At 43.9% G+C, this 20,359-nt stretch carries 19 protein-coding genes and 1 pseudogene; 1 reads left to right on the top strand and 19 read right to left on the bottom strand.

Going from position 1 to position 20,359, the window contains the following annotated elements; all coding sequences use genetic code 11:
• Window positions 1-5: 5 nt before the first annotated feature.
• From AB4589_RS07225 to AB4589_RS07210, 4 genes are all read right to left on the bottom strand, one after another.
• Window positions 6-1,289 carry a TRAP transporter large permease subunit gene (locus tag AB4589_RS07225; RefSeq protein WP_009847136.1) on the bottom strand — a complete coding sequence of 428 codons (1,284 nt, stop codon included), beginning with the start codon at window positions 1,287-1,289 and terminating at the stop codon, window positions 6-8.
• A 9-nt stretch (window positions 1,290-1,298) separates the two neighbouring features.
• Window positions 1,299-1,844, bottom strand: coding sequence for a TRAP transporter small permease subunit (locus AB4589_RS07220; protein ID WP_052879091.1), 546 nt, complete (start codon window positions 1,842-1,844; stop codon window positions 1,299-1,301).
• A gap of 228 nt (window positions 1,845-2,072) precedes the next feature.
• Complete coding sequence (locus AB4589_RS07215; protein ID WP_009847138.1) at window positions 2,073-3,167, bottom strand: TRAP transporter substrate-binding protein; 1,095 nt, start codon at window positions 3,165-3,167, stop codon at window positions 2,073-2,075.
• Window positions 3,168-3,731: 564 nt separating this feature from the next.
• Window positions 3,732-4,124 carry a hypothetical protein gene (locus tag AB4589_RS07210; RefSeq protein WP_012604302.1) on the bottom strand — a complete coding sequence of 131 codons (393 nt, stop codon included), beginning with the start codon at window positions 4,122-4,124 and terminating at the stop codon, window positions 3,732-3,734.
• Between the two features lie 220 nt (window positions 4,125-4,344).
• Between AB4589_RS07210 and AB4589_RS07205 the strand changes: the two are divergent.
• A pseudogene (locus AB4589_RS07205) lies at window positions 4,345-5,145 on the top strand (DUF2982 domain-containing protein).
• Window positions 5,146-5,252: 107 nt separating this feature from the next.
• Here the strand turns inward: AB4589_RS07205 and AB4589_RS07200 are convergent.
• From AB4589_RS07200 to nrfB, 15 genes are all read right to left on the bottom strand, one after another.
• A complete protein-coding gene (locus tag AB4589_RS07200; protein WP_029223976.1) occupies window positions 5,253-5,906 on the bottom strand; it encodes an MBL fold metallo-hydrolase in 654 nt (217 codons plus the stop codon).
• Window positions 5,907-6,005: 99 nt separating this feature from the next.
• Window positions 6,006-6,554, bottom strand: coding sequence for a YcbK family protein (locus AB4589_RS07195; protein WP_009848830.1), 549 nt, complete (start codon window positions 6,552-6,554; stop codon window positions 6,006-6,008).
• 199 nt (window positions 6,555-6,753) lie between these two features.
• On the bottom strand, window positions 6,754-8,292 hold the full coding sequence (locus AB4589_RS07190) for a murein L,D-transpeptidase (protein WP_009848831.1): 1,539 nt from the start codon (window positions 8,290-8,292) through the stop codon (window positions 6,754-6,756).
• A gap of 81 nt (window positions 8,293-8,373) precedes the next feature.
• Window positions 8,374-9,462: a DUF1513 domain-containing protein gene (locus tag AB4589_RS07185; protein ID WP_009848832.1), complete on the bottom strand. Its 1,089-nt coding sequence runs from the start codon at window positions 9,460-9,462 to the stop codon at window positions 8,374-8,376.
• The gene (locus tag AB4589_RS07180; protein WP_372099926.1) at window positions 9,452-10,513 is read right to left on the bottom strand and encodes an imelysin family protein; all 1,062 of its coding nucleotides are present in this window, start codon (window positions 10,511-10,513) and stop codon (window positions 9,452-9,454) included. Before AB4589_RS07180 ends, AB4589_RS07185 begins: the two co-directional genes overlap by 11 nt.
• A gap of 142 nt (window positions 10,514-10,655) precedes the next feature.
• The gene (locus tag AB4589_RS07175; protein WP_372099924.1) at window positions 10,656-12,044 is read right to left on the bottom strand and encodes a di-heme oxidoredictase family protein; all 1,389 of its coding nucleotides are present in this window, start codon (window positions 12,042-12,044) and stop codon (window positions 10,656-10,658) included.
• 275 nt (window positions 12,045-12,319) lie between these two features.
• Complete coding sequence (locus tag AB4589_RS07170) at window positions 12,320-13,579, bottom strand: imelysin family protein (protein WP_372099922.1); 1,260 nt, start codon at window positions 13,577-13,579, stop codon at window positions 12,320-12,322.
• A 177-nt stretch (window positions 13,580-13,756) separates the two neighbouring features.
• Window positions 13,757-14,353 (bottom strand): GTP cyclohydrolase II, encoded by a 597-nt coding sequence (gene ribA, locus AB4589_RS07165; RefSeq protein WP_009848836.1) that lies wholly within the window; start codon window positions 14,351-14,353, stop codon window positions 13,757-13,759.
• A 249-nt stretch (window positions 14,354-14,602) separates the two neighbouring features.
• The gene (locus tag AB4589_RS07160; protein WP_009848837.1) at window positions 14,603-14,779 is read right to left on the bottom strand and encodes a hypothetical protein; all 177 of its coding nucleotides are present in this window, start codon (window positions 14,777-14,779) and stop codon (window positions 14,603-14,605) included.
• Window positions 14,780-14,868: 89 nt separating this feature from the next.
• Window positions 14,869-15,309, bottom strand: a complete 441-nt coding sequence (locus tag AB4589_RS07155; protein WP_065680452.1) for a cytochrome c-type biogenesis protein CcmH — start codon at window positions 15,307-15,309, stop codon at window positions 14,869-14,871.
• On the bottom strand, window positions 15,306-15,893 hold the full coding sequence (locus AB4589_RS07150) for a DsbE family thiol:disulfide interchange protein (protein WP_371709173.1): 588 nt from the start codon (window positions 15,891-15,893) through the stop codon (window positions 15,306-15,308). Before AB4589_RS07150 ends, AB4589_RS07155 begins: the two co-directional genes overlap by 4 nt.
• Window positions 15,874-17,796 carry a heme lyase CcmF/NrfE family subunit gene (locus AB4589_RS07145; RefSeq protein WP_371709172.1) on the bottom strand — a complete coding sequence of 641 codons (1,923 nt, stop codon included), beginning with the start codon at window positions 17,794-17,796 and terminating at the stop codon, window positions 15,874-15,876. The genes AB4589_RS07150 and AB4589_RS07145 overlap by 20 nt, the downstream gene beginning before the upstream one ends.
• 128 nt (window positions 17,797-17,924) lie before the next feature.
• Window positions 17,925-18,899, bottom strand: a complete 975-nt coding sequence (gene nrfD / locus AB4589_RS07140; protein ID WP_029223547.1) for a cytochrome c nitrite reductase subunit NrfD — start codon at window positions 18,897-18,899, stop codon at window positions 17,925-17,927.
• Window positions 18,900-18,901: 2 nt separating this feature from the next.
• Window positions 18,902-19,588 (bottom strand): cytochrome c nitrite reductase Fe-S protein, encoded by a 687-nt coding sequence (nrfC, locus tag AB4589_RS07135; protein ID WP_012604317.1) that lies wholly within the window; start codon window positions 19,586-19,588, stop codon window positions 18,902-18,904.
• A 3-nt stretch (window positions 19,589-19,591) separates the two neighbouring features.
• Window positions 19,592-20,176, bottom strand: coding sequence for a cytochrome c nitrite reductase pentaheme subunit (gene nrfB / locus AB4589_RS07130; protein ID WP_009848843.1), 585 nt, complete (start codon window positions 20,174-20,176; stop codon window positions 19,592-19,594).
• Between the last annotated feature and the right edge of the window lie 183 nt (window positions 20,177-20,359).

The following is a 20,359-nucleotide window of genomic DNA, read 5'->3' as shown; positions in this document are numbered from 1 at the left end:
TTCACTCACATTCCATAGAAAGATGGGAAAGCGAGAAGTGATCCAAGTACGAGGATTTGAATCAAAATGAAAGGCATCACGCCTCGGTAGATATCCTTGGTAGTCACACCTTTTGGTGCCACCCCTTTTAGATAGAACAAACTGAAGCCAAACGGTGGCGTCAAGAATGAGGTTTGAAGGTTCATCGCGATAAGGATTGCGAACCAAGTCATGTTGATTCCCATCAGTTCAGCAACAGGCGCAATAATCGGCACAATGATGAAACAGATTTCTACGAAGTCGATGAAGAAACCCAGAATCAAAATCACCAACATGGTAATGATCAAGAAACCCCACTTCTCACCCGGCAACTGCAGCATCCATTCTTCAACCAGATAATCACCGCCAGTATAAGTAAACGCCATTGAGAATGCCGTTGCACCCAACAAGATAGCAAATACCATTGCCGTTACTTTGACCGTCTCTTTAGAGGCGTCATACACCATCGACCAACTAAACTGACCGTAGAGCAAAGCGAGTACCATCGCACCCGCACCACCCAGAGCAGCAGACTCTGTCGGCGTAGCAACACCCGCAAAGATAGAGCCCAATACGACAATAATCAGCGCGAGTGGCGGTATGATTGCTTTCAATGCGTTGATGACTTCTTGTTTACGGCTGATGGAATCATCACGCTCAATTGGTTGAGCGGCTTCAGGGTTAAGCTTCGCGTATATTAAGATATAAACGATATAAGCCCCCACTAACATCACGCCCGGCCAAATCGCGGCTTGGAACAAGTCACCTACCGGAACACCCAATACGTCCCCCAATAGAATCAAGACGATGGATGGCGGAATGATTTGCCCTAACGTACCAGACGCACAGATGGTGCCGCAGGCTAAGCCTTTGTCGTAGTTGTACTTGAGCATGACGGGCAACGAGATAAGCCCCATTGCAACCACAGAAGCGCCTACCACACCGGTTGAAGCGGCAAGCAGTGAACCTACGAGAACTGTCGAGATTGCGATACCACCTCGTACACCACCAAACAGTCGTCCCATAGACTCAAGTAACTGCTCAGCAAGCTTAGTCTTTTGTAAAACAAGTCCCATGAAAACAAACAATGGAACGGCCATCAGCACCGTATTTTCCATGATTGATTGAATTCGATATGGCATGAAGGCAAACATTTCGATGCCTTCCGCCCAAACACCAAAGATTAGTGCGATACCACCAAAGGTAAACGCCACAGGGAAGCCAAGTAAAAGTGCAAACAAGGCTACGAAAAACATTACTATTCCAATCATGTTCAGCCTCTACTTATTCTTTGTATGAGTATTGTTTGCATGGATAAGGTGCGGATTAAAAATCTTGTTCAATGAGTGCAGGATCAAACCGACTCCGCTGAGTGCCATCAAGAAAAATGACAGTGGAATCATGGCTTTGATGATCCATCGATATGGCAGGCCACCCGGGTCACCTGAGGTTTCGCCGAGGTTATAACTCTCTTTGGCAACATCAATACCAAACCAAGCAACCAGCAAACAGAAAGGCATCAGAAAGATCAGTGTGCCTAGCAGGTCAATAATGGCTTGCGCTTTAAAGCTCAATTGTTCGTAGAACACGTCTACTCGAACATGACCACCTGCCTTGATGGCATAAGGAACACCTAATAGAAAAACGGCTGAGAAAAGGTGCCATTCCATCTCTTGGAAGGCGATAGACACATCGTTAAAGGCGTATCGCATCACAACGTCATACACAACGTTAGCGATAAGTAGAATAAACAACATACTGGAAAGCCATCCCAGTGCATCACCGATACGATTAAACAGGCGTTCAATATAAATTAGACTTCGCATTCCCGACTCCATGGAATTTGAAAAGACATCGCGCAGCACAACTGACCCAAACTAAAAACGATTCAGTTTATAGCTAGCAATAGGCACGACGTAGAAAGGGTTCTTGGGCGTATTACAGGATTTAACCTGCTTAATTATTATGGTTAAAATGAACCCGCCGCTTAATCACTCTTAGTTACCTAAAAAGAATAGCTTTGGGTTCATTAGCTTCAGTTCAACAACTGTCGATTATTTCGCTTGGCTATTTAAATAAGCTCTATGTGAAATATCTGTCCATGAACGTACTTGCTCTAGGTAGCTTGCTTGTGAAGCTTGAATCTCTTTTGCCAATGCATCTTTCTCAGCGTGCTTAGCAAGTAGGCGATCGTTCGCTTCTTTCAGTGCAGACATAACCTCTGGTGGGAAATCTTTAACTTGTACGTCTGGGTATTCTGTTTTCATTGAAACCCAGTTCTTTCCACTTTCGTGCGTTGCTTGTGTGTACATGTCGTAAGCCGCTGTACGCATTGCAACACGCAAGATTTCTTGTAGGTCTTCAGGAAGCTTGTTCCATGTACGCTTGTTCACTAGGAATTGAAGCTCTGAACCCGGCTCATGCCAACCTGTGTAGTAGTAAGGCGCGATCTTGTGGAAGCCCATACGCAGATCAAGTGATGGGCCTACCCACTCTAGTGCATCGATTGTGCGACGCTCTAGAGACGTGTAAAGCTCACCTGGGGCAATATTGGTAGGTTTAGCGCCTAGCTCCGCTAGAATCTCACCAGCAAAGCCAGGGATACGCATTTTCAGACCTTGTAGGTCTTCCACACTGTTGATCTCTTTTTGAAACCAACCGCCCATCTGGATATCCGTATTACCACCTGGGAACGACATCAAATTATGTGGAGAGTAAACCTGCTCCATCAACTCCATACCACCACCGTGATAGAACCACGCATATTGTTCAGCTGGCGTCATACCGAAAGGCATAGAAGTGAAGTAAAGCGTGTTTGGAACTTTACCTTTCCAGTAGTAAGAGCCTGAGTGTCCCATGTCGTATTGACCAGACTTAACCATGTCAAAAACGCCAAGCGGTGCTTTGTGTTTGTTCGCAGAATCGATTCTGATTTGCAGTCGACCGTTCGACATTTTCTCAGCCATCGCAGCCATGTTCTTCGTCGCGTCACCGAATACAGGGAAGTTTGGTCCCCATGTTTCAGCAAGCTTCAAGCGATAAACCTTATCAGCAGCAGTAGCACCAGTAGCGACCAAAGCTAAACAAGCCGCTGCAGTAACTGCAACGTTTTTAAAAACTCGTGTGAGGGAGTTAGAAATGAGACTCATATTCACGTCCTTTGTTGGGTTAACACTCTTTCTATGAGCATTTTTTATGATTCAACATAAGAGTGCACCGTGATGTAGCAACAAGATATCAGGGAGAGCACGCACGACGGACTCACATAAACTGCGTATTAGACCAAAGGGTTACGTAGAACTACGTAGGAGATAATTTAGCGATGTCGATTTTAAAGGCTCTGGGAGATTCATTAGGGTAATTAGTATTGATAAATACCTAAGTAGTTATAGTGAAACTGCATTAACAATTGATTTCCATTTCGTGAGGAAGCTCTATTCTCGCCACACATCGAATACGCACTTAAATGCATTTATCCATATAAATCAAAGTTTCAGAGAATTAGACGTCCTACTTTGGTACCTACTGATTCGAAACATGGGACACGCGAAAGACTGGTGAATAACGGAAGGGGCCTGCCGATTGGGAAAAGGCTTCTGGGGCTAGGTTTGAATGTGTGTATGGGGTTAGGGTTAGCATGATCCTCCAGATACAAAAAAGCCTCGATAATCGAGGCTTAAAAACTTTAACGAAGCGAATGTAATCCCGCGGGATTACATAGCTTTGTAGATAACCTTGTTACCTGCAAGTTGCTCTTTCGCTACTAGGTTTTCTTCAAGAAGTTTTTTCAATGCGCCTGTTGCCCATGAAGCTGCTTTCGCGTCTTCTTGACCAGCTGCTAGGCCGATACCTTTAGGGTTAATGCCTTCAGCATTGCTAACAACGATGTCTAGAACTTGTTGTTGCTTAGGAGTCAGTGCTACTGCAACTTCTTTAGTTGCTGCTACTGCTTTCTCTACCGCTGGTTTTGCTGCTACAGTTTTTTCTGCTACAACTTTCTCTGCGACAGGCTTCGCTTTTTTCGGCGTTGCCACTGCTTTAACTACAGCCGCTTTAGTGCGTTTCTGCAGTTTAGCCTGCACCTTACGCTTATGAGCAAGTCTCATTGAATATTTCTCCAGTTCACTGCTCTTTTCGCAGTGGTGAAAATTTGAAGCGCGATTTATACCAAAAAACCGGAGCTATTTGTAGAGTGAAGCGTCGAAAGTCGACGAAAAATACCGATATTGTCTACTAGCGTCTATTATTTAATCATCGACTTATCAATTCAGGGTCATATACACTGGTTATCCATCCAGACAAAAATATGAAAACTTGGTGTTGCCTATGGACACTCGTCACCTTACAAATTTCTCTTTGCCTGCATTTACGCAATCATATCGAATTATCGCCATCATTTTAGGATTCGCTTGCCTAATCATGGCGTTATACATTGATAACTCAAAATTACTGATCGTGGGTGCATTTTGCATTAGCGCACTTTTGGGCACGGGCTATTATTTGATGCTTCGTAGCAGAGTGATGTTCACGCTCACCCCCACTCACTTTCAACAGCATTTTTATAAAGGTGGGTGGGTTTTAAAGTGGAGCAATATTGAAAAGATTGGCATGTGTACCTACGAACAAGAGGGTTGGCATCAACCTCTCCCTTGGGTCGGCATTAAAATGAAAGATTACTCGTCCTACCTTGACTCTATTTGCCCAAAAATAACCTGCGAATTATTGCTCAGCCAACGAGCACTTTTGTACTTGGGAGCGAAGCAAGCGGGTAAAGAATCGAACTTTGAAGATATGGTTTTAGACTCATCGCACTACCACACTCGTTGTACCGAAAACGGGTGTGTGGAATTAAGCCAATATAAAGAATCAAAGAATACCGACAAAGTGAGTTTCAGCGCTCAACAAACGCAAATGGATGCGGATTCATCCGATAAAGCAAATAATCACAACGCGGTGATTAAAGACTATTCTTGATTACAGGCGATGCTTGCCAACAGAATGAAATATCAAAGAGGCTTCCACGGGTATGACATTTTCATATCAACCCATGATCTGAAGATCAGTGGGGAGGAGTTTGTTGGACTGGCTCGACGCTACTTGGCGGCAGCCGAACGTCTTTCTGATTAAAATTAAACTGGTTTAAAAGTAAAACCGCACGCAATAAAAAAGCTTAGCTTCCATAACAAAAGCTAAGCTTCATTTTCAATCGTTCTTATATTAAATCAAAGATTTAATTAATATATAGGCATCTCGTCGGCAACGAATGGATTTGATGCGCGCTCACGGCCAAATGTTGACTCAGGACCATGACCCGGTACGAATGTTACATCACTGCCTAGCGGCCAAAGCTTAGTCTTGATTGAAGCAATTAGCGTGTTGAAGTCGCCTTGCGGGAAATCCGTGCGACCAATAGCACCGTTAAATAAAACATCACCAACAAACGCCATACGCGCTTGCTCACTGAATAGCACGACGTGACCCGGAGTATGACCCGGCGTGTGAATCACATCGATAACTTGGTTACCAAAAGTCACTTTGTCGCCCTCTTCTAACCAAGTGTTTGGTTCAAAGGCTTTACACAGTGGGAAGCCGAACATCTGGCTTTGATTCTCTAGACCTTGAAGCCAAAAGTTATCGGCTTTATGTGGGCCAACAATGTTCACGTTCAAGATTTCAGCAAGCGGTACTGTTCCGCCCACATGGTCTAGGTGACCGTGAGTCAATACCAAATTCACCACTTTAACACCTAACTCTTCGATGATAGCAGCCAGTTGCTGAACATCACCGCCCGGATCGACAACGATGCCTTCCATTGTCTCATCACACCACACAATTGAGCAGTTTTGAGAGAACGAGGTAACAGGGACAACTTGATACTTAAGAGACATATACAAACCTTAGAGGGCAAACTGAAATTTGGGCAAACTATGACATTGGATGTCTACTTTGACAAGTACCTAGCATTCGCTCGTAAATTCAGCTTAACACTACCAACTGCGTGCTGGACCTGTATCAATATGGATAAAGTTGCTACGTGCATAATAACCGACACCACCCGCATTCAAGCTTTTAGCAACGTCTCTTAATTCTTTTAGGTTAACGCCATCAATACGGAAATCGATCGCTTTACCTAACATGTGGTAGCTCTTCTTGGCTACGCCACTCGACTTTGAGCGCAGTGCTTCATTGGTCGCTGGAGAACGGTAACCAGAGATGATTTGAACTTCTTTTTGAATACCCAGTACATTTTGAATCTGAGTGATCTGATCAAACAGGTTCTTATCCATTGGATGAATCTCATTACGACGGAAATCACGGCACAGTTTGCTTAGACGAGCCATTTCATCACCAACATAGTTAGTACCATCGAAATAACAGGTCTCTAATCGTTCACCTGTGTGAAGATTGTTCATGCTAATCGTTCTTGGTTGATCAGGGTATGACGCAAAAGCGATAGAAGGAGTAATTGAGGCGACAACAGCAGTACCACCAGCGTAAGTCAGAAACTGACGGCGTGAAAATAAACTTTGAGACATACAGCAAAAAAACCAATTAGATCGAACGAAAAATGCACGATACATAATGGAAATTGCTGCGTCAACGTACAAAAACCGCCCAAAAGGTTAGTAATTGTAACCTTTGTACGGTTAGTTATTGATCCACATTATAATTTTATCAATAGAAGCTTGGTTGTCATTTTTTGGTCAAGATCACCCTTATTGGCTTCAATGATGGTTAACCACCCTCTTTATCATATTGGTAGATGTCACCACGATACTGTATACCCCCTTCTTCAAACAGCACAGTTTGATAGATGATATGCACGGGGATTCGCTTCTTGAGGCGAACCTTAGTATTAGGAGCAAGATCGTTACTTTGGTTAGGTACTTTCCTTACCTTGGTGGCAAACAACAATTCAGCCAATTCCTCTGCATGTTCGACACGTATACAACCTGAACTGTAAGCACGGAAGTCATCATTAAACAGGCCTTTACTTGGCGTATCGTGCAGATAGATCGCTCGCTTGTTGGGCGTGTTGAACTTGTACAAACCTAATGCATTACGTGAGCCCGCCTGTTGACGCATTCGATATGGGAACGAATTGAAATTGATGGTCTGCCAATCAATATCTGTGGTGTCGACGGTTTCCATGGTGCGCCAACCATCAATCACTTGAAAGTTGTGTGTCTCTAGGTAGCTTTCGTCCGCTTTTACTTTAGGCAAGATGTCTTTGACCATGATTTTCCATGGCACGTTCCAAGTAGGATTTAAGATAACCGAATCTAGGTTTATCTCTAAAAGCGGTGTTTTTCGCGACTTTCTGCCCACGACCACTTTGGACTCAAAGACCTCTTCACCATCTTCCCAATACTTCATATCAAAACTAGGGACATTGACGACGATGAGAGAGTCTCTGTCTCTTGGCCACAAACGAACACGTTCGGCATTGAGAGCCAGCGAAGTCAATCGTTCATCAAAGCTCATGTTGATCCATTTGATCGTATCCGGCCCGACGATCCCATCGTCTGTCAGGCCGTGCATTCGCTGAAAAGACTTAATTGCCGATTGCAGATCTTGGTCAAATACAGGGAAATCGACCGCGATCATCGAGGTATCAACACCAACCAAAGCAATGCGTTCAACAAGAATGGTTTTGTCTGAAAGCTCATCACCTAAGCGTTTCAACCCTTTCTGTCTGTATCGCTCTATATTGAGTTCAGACGCAGTTTCTAGCACGGAGTAGGTCGCCTTGAATTGGTCAAAATCCCCAACAGGCGGCGCATAGGACAATACCATTTCTAATAAGTAATCATTGGTGACACTGCTTTTCAATCTCATCAGGATATGTGGAGAAGGCGCAGGCAACTTGGAATGCAGCTTGCCCGAGAAATACCACTCTTTACCGGCAAGTGGCGCATTCTCAACGTAGCTTAGGTAATAAATAAAGGTATCGGTTAATAAGATGTCCAACTCTTGCCATTGCCCACGAGTTTGATAGTGGCGGATTTGCTTAAGTTGTCGTTCAAAAAGCGGGGCCATTTGCGCTTGTTCGAGAAGCGACAACTGGAATTCAAACGCCTTAACAAGTTCAGGCGAATCCCACAAAATTGGAAGAGATGAGTCTTGATAAATACTTTGGGTAAGCTCTGGATAAATCAGCATAAAAGAGAGCTCTGAATCAGCCGGAATAAATCGGCTCTCGTCAGAACTCGTATAGCTCCATGCATGCACAGAGACTAACACCAATAATCCACAGAAGTATTTTGCTAACATGCTTAACCCCATCACCAATCATCTCATAAGTATGGCAAAGAAATAGGAGTAAGCATGTTATTTTTTAAGGAGTTTTATGAACTAGATTGCACTCCAGTGGTTATCCCACTGGACCGATGATTGCTGAGTTGATTTCTCATAAGGCTTGTGTTGGCTCACCACACTGCCCGCTCCAGAGCTGAGTCGAAATTCACCATCAAGCAGCACTGCGCCAGAAGCATCAGACAACGCAGAGAGCTCCACTAACTCTTTAGTCTCTTTAGACCAAATACCATAACAGTTGCCTCTTGGCGAAGTCGCAATAATCCAATCATCTGACGCCGCAATACTGGCGATATAGTGATTGAACCTTGCCCATTGCTCTGGTTCTGCATTCAGTGATTCAAACTGCCCGCCTTTGGTATGCATCACCAAAAGTGAAGGATACTCATCTGGTTCACCACGATATTGCTGGCCACATAGTACGGTTTCAGCACCATCATGGGCTAAGTGTCGAATGCTCAGCTTCTTGTCTAGCAATTCAACCTGATCAAGCAGCGCACCTTCAGGTGAAACATAACTTAAACTCGGTTGCATTGAATTCAAGTTTTTCGGTGTTCTACCGTCAGTATGAACGCCGCCAACGCCGATCGCGAGATTTCCATCCGGCATGATGATCACTTCATGAGGGCCAATACCAAAGCCAGTGAACTCCTCGACCTTACGATAGCCTTGTGAGACATCGTAAACACCAATCACACCTTGGCTGCTGTCGGTTTTCCCTTCCGTGGCATACAGTAACTTGCCATCTAATGAGTAAACGCCATGACCATAGAAGTGGCGATTGTTACCTTTCACGACCATCTTGATCTGCTGACCATTTTTATAGTCAAACACCATAAAATAGTCACCAGGACGACGAGCAAAAACCACCGCATGTGATGATGTTGGGCAAATCGCGACGCCATGCCCACGATCTGGGATCGGCAGTTGACTCAGCGGCATACCATATTCGTCAGCCACAACCGCTGAATATTGGCCACGACCATTAAGCGCACAGCCGATCAGTTGAGGATCATTAGATGTGCTTGCGGCGCCAGAGCGACTAGCGCAGCCAAACGGAAGTACAGGTACAGCTGCACAACCCAGTGCAGCCTTGAGTAGCGTTCTTCGTGTAGTATCAGTCACCATCGGTAGCATTAAATCCTATTACCACGCCAAGCTCTATCGCCACTTCTTCATGAATCAAGTACTTCAAACGTTCTAGTTTGTTGTATTGAGTCAGCACATTTCGGTAGCCCTCTTTGCTCTGCAGCAACTCGAACAAACTTGAGTCTGTAGGCCAAGTATCTAGCGTTAGCGTGAACTGGTCAGCAACACGGTCAGCAAGATCGTTTAAGCCCCTCTCTCTTAATAAGCCATCAAGACCATTACCATCAGCCAGATAAAGCTTTTGAAGTGCTGCTACATTCGCTTTTAGTTGAGTCATCGAAGTTTGTGCACGCCATGATTCTGAGAAGTAAGGACGCGGATGACCGATTTTGGCCATTGGGCGACTCAGCTTTTTCATGCTGTAATCAAGTTGGTTGGTCAATAAAGCGATGTATTCAGACTCCCAACGAGTCTCGTCTAACGCTAACCAAGGGTTAACCTGCCATGCCTGTGCAATCGAAGATGACTTAATCGCTAAGTTTTCAGTAATCGCTTGTGATGATTGGCAGCCTAGTGTTTTGTCTTGAAGCAGTGGCGATTGCTCGTCATAAAGCGACCATTCCAACGCACCCAGCCCTTGAACGGTCACGCTCTGCTGTGCGATTTCGTCTTGAGACCATGCTTTATCCTGCTGAGTCAATTGACGCATTTTAAGACCGGTGGTGTTCTTCTTATCTGGCCAAAATTGAATATTCCAGCTCTCTTCAAGTGCCGCTGTTGGGCCTCTTTCTTGCCCTTGCAGTGCCATCCAACTGTTCATGGTGAGCTGCCACTGACTTTTTAAAGCATCTAACTCAACATCATTAGTTTGGCAGTAACCCTGCATCAAGACTTCTAGCTCGTTGGCTTGCTTGGCGAATAGGACGGCTGAATCAAACTCTTGTTGATAGACACTGCGACTGATGTGGTCGGTCGTATCTGCTTGATAAGACACACCATTAACCTCAGATGAAGCAGCTTGTTCACCCGATGATTGGCAGCCTGCCATGATTAATACCAACAAAGGCATTAACAAAAATTTATGCGTCATGCTGTTACCTTACTTCCTAATTTTTCTTTTAATTATATGAGTTCATTAAATACCAAACGACCGCTGAACTCGTATTCCTACACGTTCAGCGGTTGTGTTCTTTGGGTTAACTCGATCTTTGAATGTCTGAATCTCAGACCGACTATAGCGAATTCAAAAACGCCAGTAGTGCTTCACGCTCAGTGGCATTCAAAGACAGAACGTTTTGTTTCGCCATTTCTGCTTCACCACCGTGCCAAAGTACCGCTTCCATAACGTTTCTTGCGCGACCGTCATGAAGCAGGAACGTATGACCATTCACTTCTTTGGTATAGCCTAATCCCCATAATGGCGTCGTACGCCACTCTTGGCCATTGGCAAGGTATTCAGGGCGATTGTCGGCTAAGCCTTCCCCCATATCGTGCAACAACATATCGGTATACGGACTGATTAATTGCTTAGACAACGCAGGTAACCCTTCACGCTCTGCTGTGCGAATTTCAGCTTGGTGGCAACTCTGACAACCAACGTCTTTGAATAATTTTTTACCTTGCACGACGGCTGGGTTGTCGACGTTGCGACGAATAGGGACCGCTAAATGCTGCGAATAGAACTCAACAAAATCTAGAATATTGTCGCTGACTTCTGGCTCGCCACCGTTCGCAAAATCATCACAGGTTGATTGCGCTGATGTGCAGTTTTCATTCGGGAATAAGCGACTCGTTAAGCCCAAATCACCGTTAAACGCCGCCGCATTTTGCTGCATTAGGTTTGGCTGGCCAGCTTTCCAACCGAATCGACCCAACGCCATTTCGTTAGTTTGAACATCAAGAACGTAGTTCGCTTTGCCTGAAACACCTTGCTTGTCGGCCAACTGCTGTTTAGCAAATCCGAGAATCGTTTCTTGCGGGATGCTTTCAAGTAAACCAAGGCCAATCATTGGCGGCGCAACACGAGCTGAAAACTCAGTTTTAGGATGCATCTCGCCAAAGGCAAGATCAGTAATCTTTAAAATTGGTTTACGCAAAGTAACGACTGTACCGTCTTTGAATTCAACAGGAACATCGGTGTAGCTGATGTTCACTTTGCCCTCGGGTTTTACACCTTGAAGCGCGAAATCTTGTAACTGGCCGCCGTAAGTTGGTTCAGGAATACCACCATCACGAATGAAGGCTTGTCTCTGTTCTGGCGTTTCAGCAGGGATACTTAAGCGGACCAACAATGAAACCGCGTTCTGGTCATCTTTTTCAGGCGCATGACCACGACCATCTTTGATGTGACAGTTTTGACAACCGTTGGTATTGAACAATGGACCTAACCCATCACGTGCATCGGTTGATGACGGCGCAGGAACCCAAGGGTTTCTAAAGAAGCTGTTACCTACGTTGAAATCCAAGCGTTTGCTCATTGGAAGGTTGGCTGCAGGAAGAGAAAAAGCGTTCGCGCCCTCTTTCTTTACTGTGGTTTTGCCACCAGAGTAGGTTTCATGGGCGTGCAACGGAGATAAGAAAAACAGTGCGGTTAATAGTGAGGCTGAGAGATACGACTTCATACATTGCCTTGCTGTGTTTTTGATTTTAGTTTTTATTAGGGAGTAACTTTTTTGAATAACAAACAATTAAGGGCTCAATAAGAGCCCTTACATTAGTTCTATACCAATCACAGTAAGTAAGTGATCAGAAATAGCTCAGGAAAAAGGCTTGAGAACAAGGCGTGATTTTCTGATAAGTAGTTATTCTACAATCAAAAATTACAACGCAGTTATCGAGCGTTTTAACTAGCTAGGCTGACCAGTTATTTACTACGATTGGTATTAACCTCGGGTTCTTAAAACTCGTGATCCGCTGTGTCTGGGTTTAGGCTATCAATGCCAATAACACCAGCAGCACGCTCGATTGCAGCGGTTTGAGACACTAGCGCAACAATCGTTTTGTTTACTAGTGCGTTACCCGCAGCGTTGTCAGCAGAAATTAGCTGATCGAAGTGCTGGTTATTTTTCTCTGCTGACACAACAAGTTGACCAACTTGTGCACGTGCTAGGTCAAACTGCTTTTGAATCTCTTTCGCCGCTTGCTCGTCTTTTTGCTCAACGAGGTCAAACAGGCTAGGACCAGAAAGTAGAGAACCATCTTCACGCTTGTACAAGCCAGTGTATACGTTGTAGATACCTTGCTCGTTGTAGTAGTGAGAGTTATGCGTGTTATCAGAGAAACAATCATGCTCGTCTTCAGTCGAGTTTGCTTCTAGTGCAACTTTCATACGCTCACCCGCTAGTTCACCTAGAGATAGTGAGCCCATACCAAATAGCATTTTACGTAGACCGTTCTCGCTAGATTCAGAAAGAAGCTCTTGACGGTAGTTGCCTTTTTCGCCTTCAGCCCACTGCTTTTCCATCCACTCTAGGTCTTGGATAAGTAGTTCAGCTGATGCTTTTAGGTATGCGCCACGACGGTCACAGTTACCATTAGTACACTCAGCACCAACAACGAAATCAGTGTAAGCACGCTCACCTGCACCGCTGTTAGTACCGTTTAAATCTTGGCCCCAAAGTAGGAATTCAATCGCGTGGTAGCCAGACGCTACGTTCGCTTCAGAACCACCGATCTCGTTCAGGTCTGCAATTAGCTCTGGAGTAATGTTAGTTGCGTCTACTGTTGTCTGACCAATTTGGAAAGTCTTATTTGCAACGATGTTTGCGCTAGCGCCTTCGTTACCAAGTTCATATTGGTAATCAGTCGAAACGTAATCGATAAGGCCTTCATCTAGCGGCCATGCATTTAATTGGCCTTCCCAATCATCTACAACAACGTTACCAAAGCGAAATACTTCAGACTGTTGGTAAGGTACACGAGAGTCTAGCCAAGCTTGCTTTACTTGTTCGAAATTGCCAGCAGAAGGAGAAGCTAAGAAGGTATCAATAGAAGAGTTCAACGCTTTTGCTGTAATTACTGAATCTGCAAACACTGCATGAGCAATATCGGCGTAATGTTCTACAACTTGATCTTGAGTTACTGCTGCAAAAGAAGAAGCAGAGGCAAAAATGAGTGACGAAGTTACGGCTTTTGTCACTAAAGATTTAATGGTCATGAAGCATCCTTGTTGAGCTTTGAATTATTATTCGTAGTAATAGTGCAAACCATTATCATTTACACTACAGATTTGAATAATACAAACTTACAATTTTATTGCAAGATAAATACAAAAAAACCTCACATTTGTGAGGTCTTTAAATACTTTTGTGCTATAGCAATAAAAGGAAGCTTATCAAATATCCAGATTATGCTTACCGTGTGAGACTTTCGCCTTCAGGTAACTCTCATTTCCCGACTTGATATGTGCAGAAGTATTCACCACTTCTTCAATCTCAATACCGAAAGATTTCAGCTCATTGATCTTCTTAGGGTTGTTAGTAACCAAACGAATTTTTGTGGTTCCTAAAGCGCGAAGCATTTCTGCCGCTTCGGTAAAGTCGCGTAAATCATCACCAAAACCTAGGTGGTTATTCGCTTCATAGGTGTTCATGCCTTCGCTTTGCAGACGGTACGCATCGATTTTGTTATACAAACCAATACCACGACCTTCTTGGCGTAAGTAAAGAATCACTCCCCCCGTCTCACCCATAATTCTGATGGTTTCATCTAACTGCTCACCACAGTCACAGCGAGAAGAATGAAAAACATCACCAGTCAGGCACTCAGAGTGCATACGAACAAGAGGTATGTCTTGTGTCTTATCCGCTGATTTAAATATCACAGCAACATGCTCTTTATCTGTTTTCAATCCATGAAAAGACAGAAGTTCAGCATCAATACTGCTTGTTACCCCTACTTTGAAATCTATTCTGGCACGCACTTCCGCCATAGCTATACTCACTTGAAAATTCGATGTATTTAACAACACTACACTATATGTCTAGGCAATATTTTGTAGCTAACTATCTAATGATAGACACTATGAGGCTGTTAACAATTTTTTTCAAGGTCGACCACGTACAAATTGTTATATTATAACAATTAATTTTCTAGGTAACAAAAAACCCCACGTTGGGATGACCAACATGGGGTTATAAATCAATCAATTGCGGCTAAGACTACACTTTTTGCGGAACGATCAGCTTAGTTGAGTTTGCTTCCAGATAACAAGCTGCACCCAAGCATTTTCTAATTCACTTAACTCTTCTTGTGTCAGTGTAGAGATGCTCGACTTTGCACTGTATTTTTCTGCCCATTTATCAGAACGGACATGAGTATAGAACTCTTTTTTTAAATTTGAGATTACGTTATCCACAAACACATCCTTATATAACAGTGCTTAGCCTTTATAATCCGTTAATATTACAAAATACAGCTCAATTGGTAAACAGTAATACACAATTTTTATGAGTCATTCCTAACACTCGCTACTGATAAATATACAAACAAAAGAAATAATAGACTCGGTAACACCCAAAGTAATATGTTTGAAACACTCATTGCTGGCTTATAAAGCACAAATTCACCAAACCTTTCTGTCATGTACTGAGTGATTTCATTGTTGCTCTTCCCTGCTTTCACCATATTGAATACAACAAGGCGTAAATCTTTTGCTATGGGAGAGTTCGACTCAATCAGATTTTGATTCTGACATTGTGGGCAGCGCAGCGATTTTGCCAAACTAATAGCACGCTGTTGTTGATTAAGGCTTTCAAACTCAAATAACTCTACCTGAATGCTTGTATCTTTATCACTCGCCGTAAACAAATCCTCAGCTAATACAGGGAAGTTGACGACAATAGCAGCGCTAAGTATGAGCACTATGTTGAGCAGGAACTTCATCATCCATTTGTACCTTTAAAATAGTGAGCGAGTTCTTTGCGCCAAACCGATTCATTAATCACGCCTAGCAACTTCTTCACTATTTGGCCTTCAGCATCGACTAAATACGTCTCAGGAGTACCGATTACACCGAGTTCTAACGCCAACTTCCCTTGAGGATCGCTGATCACAGTTGCGTATGGGTTGCCGTCGTTGGACAATACATTGAGCGCAGCACCGGGGTTATCTCGATAATTGAGACCAACAATTGGAATACCTTCCTTTTGTAGTTCGAGTAAAAAAGCGTGCTCGGTTTTACATATTCCGCACCATGAAGCCCATACATTGACCAGTTGGTAAGGATGTTGAGTAATATCAGCGAGCGTAAGCTTAGCCGTTTCATAGCTTAATATTTCAGAACTTAATGCTTCAGAATCGAATGACTCATCAGTAACGAGTTTTTCTGCCGTAAATTCAGGGAAAGTCCTTTTTTGCTCTGAAACGCTGGTCGTTTGTTGCTTACTGTCGAGCGCATATGAAAATGCAACGACCAAAGCAACAGCCACTGAAAATAGAGCAATGAGTTTATTACGAACGCTGGTATGCATACTGTGCAGCCTTAACGGTTTTCTTTTTACGATTGGTCAGTGAAAGCACAGCACCTAGAATTGAGAACAGCCCACCAAGCCATATCCAACGAGCATACGCTTTGTACTGAACTCGAAATGCATAAGCGGTAGCGTCAACTTTCTCACCCATGGTGATATACACATCGCCATGCCAGAACCATTTCATTGCGGGCTCGCTCATGTTCATCACTCGAACTTGATAATGTCTTCTTTCCGGCGAAATAGAAAAACTTTGCTCGCCAGTATCTAGCTTAAGTATCGCCTTTTCAGCGGTAAAATTTGAGGCGACATAAAGCTCTGTATCTTCATGAGCAAGCGTCCAGCCCATAAACTCCACTTGTTCATCTGGGCTTAATTTATAACTGCGCTCAAACGAGTGGTAACTGTTCATTGCAGCGCCTACAGCTAAGACCGCGACACCGACATGGGCAAAGGTCATCACCCAGACTTTTCGTTGGAACTTGGAACTGTGCGTGACCGCTAAGCCATAAACATGAGTGAGTAAAACCCAAAATGCGAGTGACCATGTTATCAGAGCCATCACTTGTCGTTGGACTTGTTCCACTTGCCAAGAATAACAAACGTAACCCAATGCCAACGACACCAGAGCTAACAGTGAAATAACACCTTTGGTTGCTTGAGGTTTAACACTCAACAATGGGGCTAAGCCAACCACGCCAAGTGCGAGCAAAGCCAAAGGCGCAATCAACAGATTAAAGTATGGCGCACCCACCGATATGTTACCCAGCCCAAGCAGTTCAAAGATCATTGGATAAAATGTACCAAACACCACAACAGCGGTCGCTAATACAAAAATGAGCACCGCAACTAGGCTTAAAAAGCTCTTACTGGCGAAGCTAGTAATCGGGTTAGATTCAAAAGATTCACCTCTGACGATAAGCAGAGAAAATGAGCTCACCAGTACCAACACTAATATAAGTAGCAGTGCGATACCTTTGGTTGGGTCAACCGCAAACGCATGCACCGACGTTAATACGCCAGAACGAACAATAAAGGTGCCTAAGATACTCAAACAAAATGTAATGAAAGCAAGGCTTAGAGACCACTTCAGAAGCTGTTGTTTGCCCTTGGCAACACCTAAACAGTGCAGCAAGGCTGTCGAAGTGAGCCACGGCAACAAGCTGGCATTTTCAACAGGATCCCAGAACCACCAGCCGCCCCAGCCTAATTCGTAGTACGCCCACCAAGAGCCAAGAATGATCCCTGCGGTTAAAAAGATCCAAGCGACTAGACACCAACTGCGACAATGGGCAACCCAATCAAACTCAATAGGATCAACCAGCAAAGCGGCAACGGCAAATGCCAGCACCACAGAAAAACCGACATAGCCAAGGTAAAGTAATGGAGGGTGAAAGATCAGGCCGACATCTTGCAACATTGGGTTAAGGTCACGCCCTTCTAGCGGCAAGATCGAATTCATTTCAAATGGGTTTGATGCGAATAAGGTGAACCAAGCAAATATCGCGAGCAGTAGATTCATTACCCACAACACGCGGCTTTGGTATTCATTCGAATAGTGTTTTTGTAAGGCAATCACGCCAGACCAGACGCTGATCGTCAGTACCCAAAATAACAAGGAACCTTCATGGCCTGCCCATACAGCTGCTAGCTTAAAAAATGAGGGTAATTGAGTATTTGAATGTTCAGCGACATAGAGAATAGAGAAGTCATCACTGACAAAAGCATAGCCAAGCAATGCGACAGAAGTGAGAGAAAACAATGCACTTGAAAGAGAGAAACTACGGATTAAACTTATATTTTGCGTCCGTTTGTTTAGCATTTGATAAAACGAATGCACACCAATAATGCTACTGAGTACAGCAACCAACACTAAACTAAACAGCCCCAAAGAACCGACCATATCACCTCAATAAGGCTCCGCTAGAGCAGAGCCGATCTGAACACGCATCTCATGTTTACTAAAAGCATGTTCATTAATAAGCAGATGTTTAGTATCCGACATCTGCTCAATAATAAACTTGCGCGAAATTAAGCTATCGTTAACTGCCCTGCATAAAGGACAAAAGTTCGCAGCATTAATACGCCCATTAGGCTTAGCGAAGTCACGGAGAAAATATACACCGAGCTATGGCGAATTGAGGTTGGTGTAACGGCATTCAACAACAACGGTAAAACCATGCCGACACCGATGACGCCATACCAGAACCAACTCGCCCAGAAACCACTGCCAATTGCGTTCCATACTGCTTGTTCACTTTGACCGCCAGCGAAGATCAGCCCAGTAAAGAAAGTAATAAGAACAAACAACTCAAACATCACAACCGGGCGTTCAAAACCGTGGATCCATGAAATACTCGGGCTATGAGGTGACTCTTTAAAGACCAACACACCAAATAAAATACACGCCGCCGCACCCGAAGATAAACTCGAGAACAAGAACAAAATCGGCAGTACTGGGTTATTCAATAGTGGGAAGGTATTTAAAGCTGACAGCAAGAATCCGGTATAAGCGGCAAGCATCAAAGCAAGAACAGCTAGGAATATTTCCAGAGCATTCTCAAACACTTCTAATTTGCCAATCCAGTTCCCGACAAAGTCGAGTCGCCCTTTTAACCATGTTTGGTCATTCAAGAACACGACAATTTGATCTCTAAATATAATGCCGATCCAAAGGAACAAGATCACCATATACACTTGGAATAAGATCACACCCATCGACATCACAGACGTTGGATTATAGAAGATCATGATCTTCCAAAATGACAGTGGTTTTGTCAGATGGAAAACCAAGATCAGCAGGCCTGAAATGATCCCAAATGGCGCAAGAAAAGCTGTCGCCTTTAACACACCATTATGAGCAGGATCGCCTTCAATAACCTTGCGCTTAAGGTAAATGGAGATCATTACGGCACCCGCCGACATCCCCGCGAGAAATAGATAGATTGCTATAATCCAGTCCCATACCACGGTACCAGACTGAAAAGCTGCGTCCCATGCACTCATAATCAAATCTCCCCTTTTTGGTGTGGCACTTTATAGAGTTTTGGTTGAGTGCCTAGATAGGCTTTATCTCTGTAAACCACCTCGGATTGAAGTACTTGGTTTATCTCACTCTTAGGGTCATTCAAATCGCCGAATGTCAGCGCTTTGGTTGGGCAAGATTCGACACAAGCAGGCAACTTCCCTTGTGCTAGATTGGTATCACGACAGAAGTTACATTTATCGGCTGACTTGTTCTCTGGATGGAAAAAGCGCACTTGATATGGACACGCTAACAAACAGTAACCACAACCGACACACTTCTCTTGATGAACGTCGACAATGCCGGTTTTTTCATCTTTGTAGGCTGCACCTGTTGGGCAAACCATGACACACGGCGCGTTATCACAATGTTGGCAAGAGTTACGAGTAAAACGGTAATCAACATTTGGATATTCGCCTTGGGGTTCGCTCTTAATAATTTCTAAGCGCGACACGCCTTCAGGCACTTTATTCACTTCACGACATGCTTCTGTACAAGCAGTACAACCAATACACGCGGTTTCGTCATGAATCATTCCATAACGTTTAGCACCATCTTCTTGAACATTGGCTAACGTTTTACGACTTGTCACCGCCGCAGTTCCCGCGACACCCGTGGTAAAAATAACGGCACCAGCGCCTGCTAAAAAGTTTCTTCTTGAGCAGCTCATAGATTACTCCCCTTCTTTCTTCTGGTTGAAGTCTGAATGGCAATCCACACACAGCTTAATGGTTTGCTTTTTATCTAAGCCCAACACCTTTGCTTCAGTCGCATGAACATCATGACAGTTTGAACACGTTAAGTTTTGCGCGTGAACATCGTGAGTCCAGCTAGCTTCACGCAGATCATCAGGTTTGTGACAATCGATACATTGGCTATTGGCATCTAAAATTAAGCTAGGATCGAGGAAAACCTTTTCGGTTCCTGGTTGTGATTGAGCCGCGCGATACTTCACCACTTCAGGTGCACCTTCTCGGTGATCGGGGCTAATTGAACTATGACAATCGGTACAATTTACTTCACGGCCAAGTAAAGCGTGTGCACTTTCACCATGTGAACCCAATACCGTTTCTTTTGAATCTTTATGGCATTGAACACACTTGTAGTCTTTGTCGCGGATTAATTCGACTTCATGTCTTGTTGATTCTCCTACTGGCGTAACAGCAGGCTCAGCAACAGCATGAATGGAATAACCATAGAGGCAGAATGCTAGAAGGGATTTAAGCATTATGACTATGGCCAATTTAATATTGCCCATTTTATCCTTTCCTTATACCGGTATTATTTAACTCTCAACTAAATAATATTCCGGTTAAACAAAAGTACCCTTAAACGATATTATTACCGCTTAAATGATATCAATTCTTATTTTGGATAAGCCACAACGCTTTCTATAATCAGAATATACCTCTAATTAGGTAATGCGAAATTTCGATAGGTT

It is taken from the genome of Vibrio sp. 10N.222.49.A3 (assembly GCF_041475145.1).
Lineage (GTDB): Bacteria > Pseudomonadota > Gammaproteobacteria > Enterobacterales > Vibrionaceae > Vibrio > Vibrio tasmaniensis_A.
The sequence above is the reverse complement of the archived record's forward strand: the minus strand, read 5'-3'. Positions and strand labels throughout refer to the sequence as shown.

Excerpts from the sequence above, each read along its gene's own strand:
- AB4589_RS07225 (WP_009847136.1), bottom strand. The coding sequence starts at position 1,289 with ATGATTGGAATAGTAATGTTTTTCGTAGCCTTGTTTGCACTTTTACTT.
- AB4589_RS07220 (WP_052879091.1), bottom strand. The coding sequence starts at position 1,844 with ATGCGAAGTCTAATTTATATTGAACGCCTGTTTAATCGTATCGGTGAT.
- AB4589_RS07215 (WP_009847138.1), bottom strand. The coding sequence starts at position 3,167 with ATGAGTCTCATTTCTAACTCCCTCACACGAGTTTTTAAAAACGTTGCA.
- AB4589_RS07210 (WP_012604302.1), bottom strand. The coding sequence starts at position 4,124 with ATGAGACTTGCTCATAAGCGTAAGGTGCAGGCTAAACTGCAGAAACGC.
- AB4589_RS07200 (WP_029223976.1), bottom strand. The coding sequence starts at position 5,906 with ATGTCTCTTAAGTATCAAGTTGTCCCTGTTACCTCGTTCTCTCAAAAC.
- AB4589_RS07195 (WP_009848830.1), bottom strand. The coding sequence starts at position 6,554 with ATGTCTCAAAGTTTATTTTCACGCCGTCAGTTTCTGACTTACGCTGGT.
- AB4589_RS07190 (WP_009848831.1), bottom strand. The coding sequence starts at position 8,292 with ATGTTAGCAAAATACTTCTGTGGATTATTGGTGTTAGTCTCTGTGCAT.
- AB4589_RS07185 (WP_009848832.1), bottom strand. The coding sequence starts at position 9,462 with ATGGTGACTGATACTACACGAAGAACGCTACTCAAGGCTGCACTGGGT.
- AB4589_RS07180 (WP_372099926.1), bottom strand. The coding sequence starts at position 10,513 with ATGACGCATAAATTTTTGTTAATGCCTTTGTTGGTATTAATCATGGCA.
- AB4589_RS07175 (WP_372099924.1), bottom strand. The coding sequence starts at position 12,044 with ATGAAGTCGTATCTCTCAGCCTCACTATTAACCGCACTGTTTTTCTTA.
- AB4589_RS07170 (WP_372099922.1), bottom strand. The coding sequence starts at position 13,579 with ATGACCATTAAATCTTTAGTGACAAAAGCCGTAACTTCGTCACTCATT.
- ribA (WP_009848836.1), bottom strand. The coding sequence starts at position 14,353 with ATGGCGGAAGTGCGTGCCAGAATAGATTTCAAAGTAGGGGTAACAAGC.
- AB4589_RS07155 (WP_065680452.1), bottom strand. The coding sequence starts at position 15,309 with ATGATGAAGTTCCTGCTCAACATAGTGCTCATACTTAGCGCTGCTATT.
- AB4589_RS07150 (WP_371709173.1), bottom strand. The coding sequence starts at position 15,893 with ATGCATACCAGCGTTCGTAATAAACTCATTGCTCTATTTTCAGTGGCT.
- AB4589_RS07145 (WP_371709172.1), bottom strand. The coding sequence starts at position 17,796 with ATGGTCGGTTCTTTGGGGCTGTTTAGTTTAGTGTTGGTTGCTGTACTC.
- nrfD (WP_029223547.1), bottom strand. The coding sequence starts at position 18,899 with ATGAGTGCATGGGACGCAGCTTTTCAGTCTGGTACCGTGGTATGGGAC.
- nrfC (WP_012604317.1), bottom strand. The coding sequence starts at position 19,588 with ATGAGCTGCTCAAGAAGAAACTTTTTAGCAGGCGCTGGTGCCGTTATT.
- nrfB (WP_009848843.1), bottom strand. The coding sequence starts at position 20,176 with ATGGGCAATATTAAATTGGCCATAGTCATAATGCTTAAATCCCTTCTA.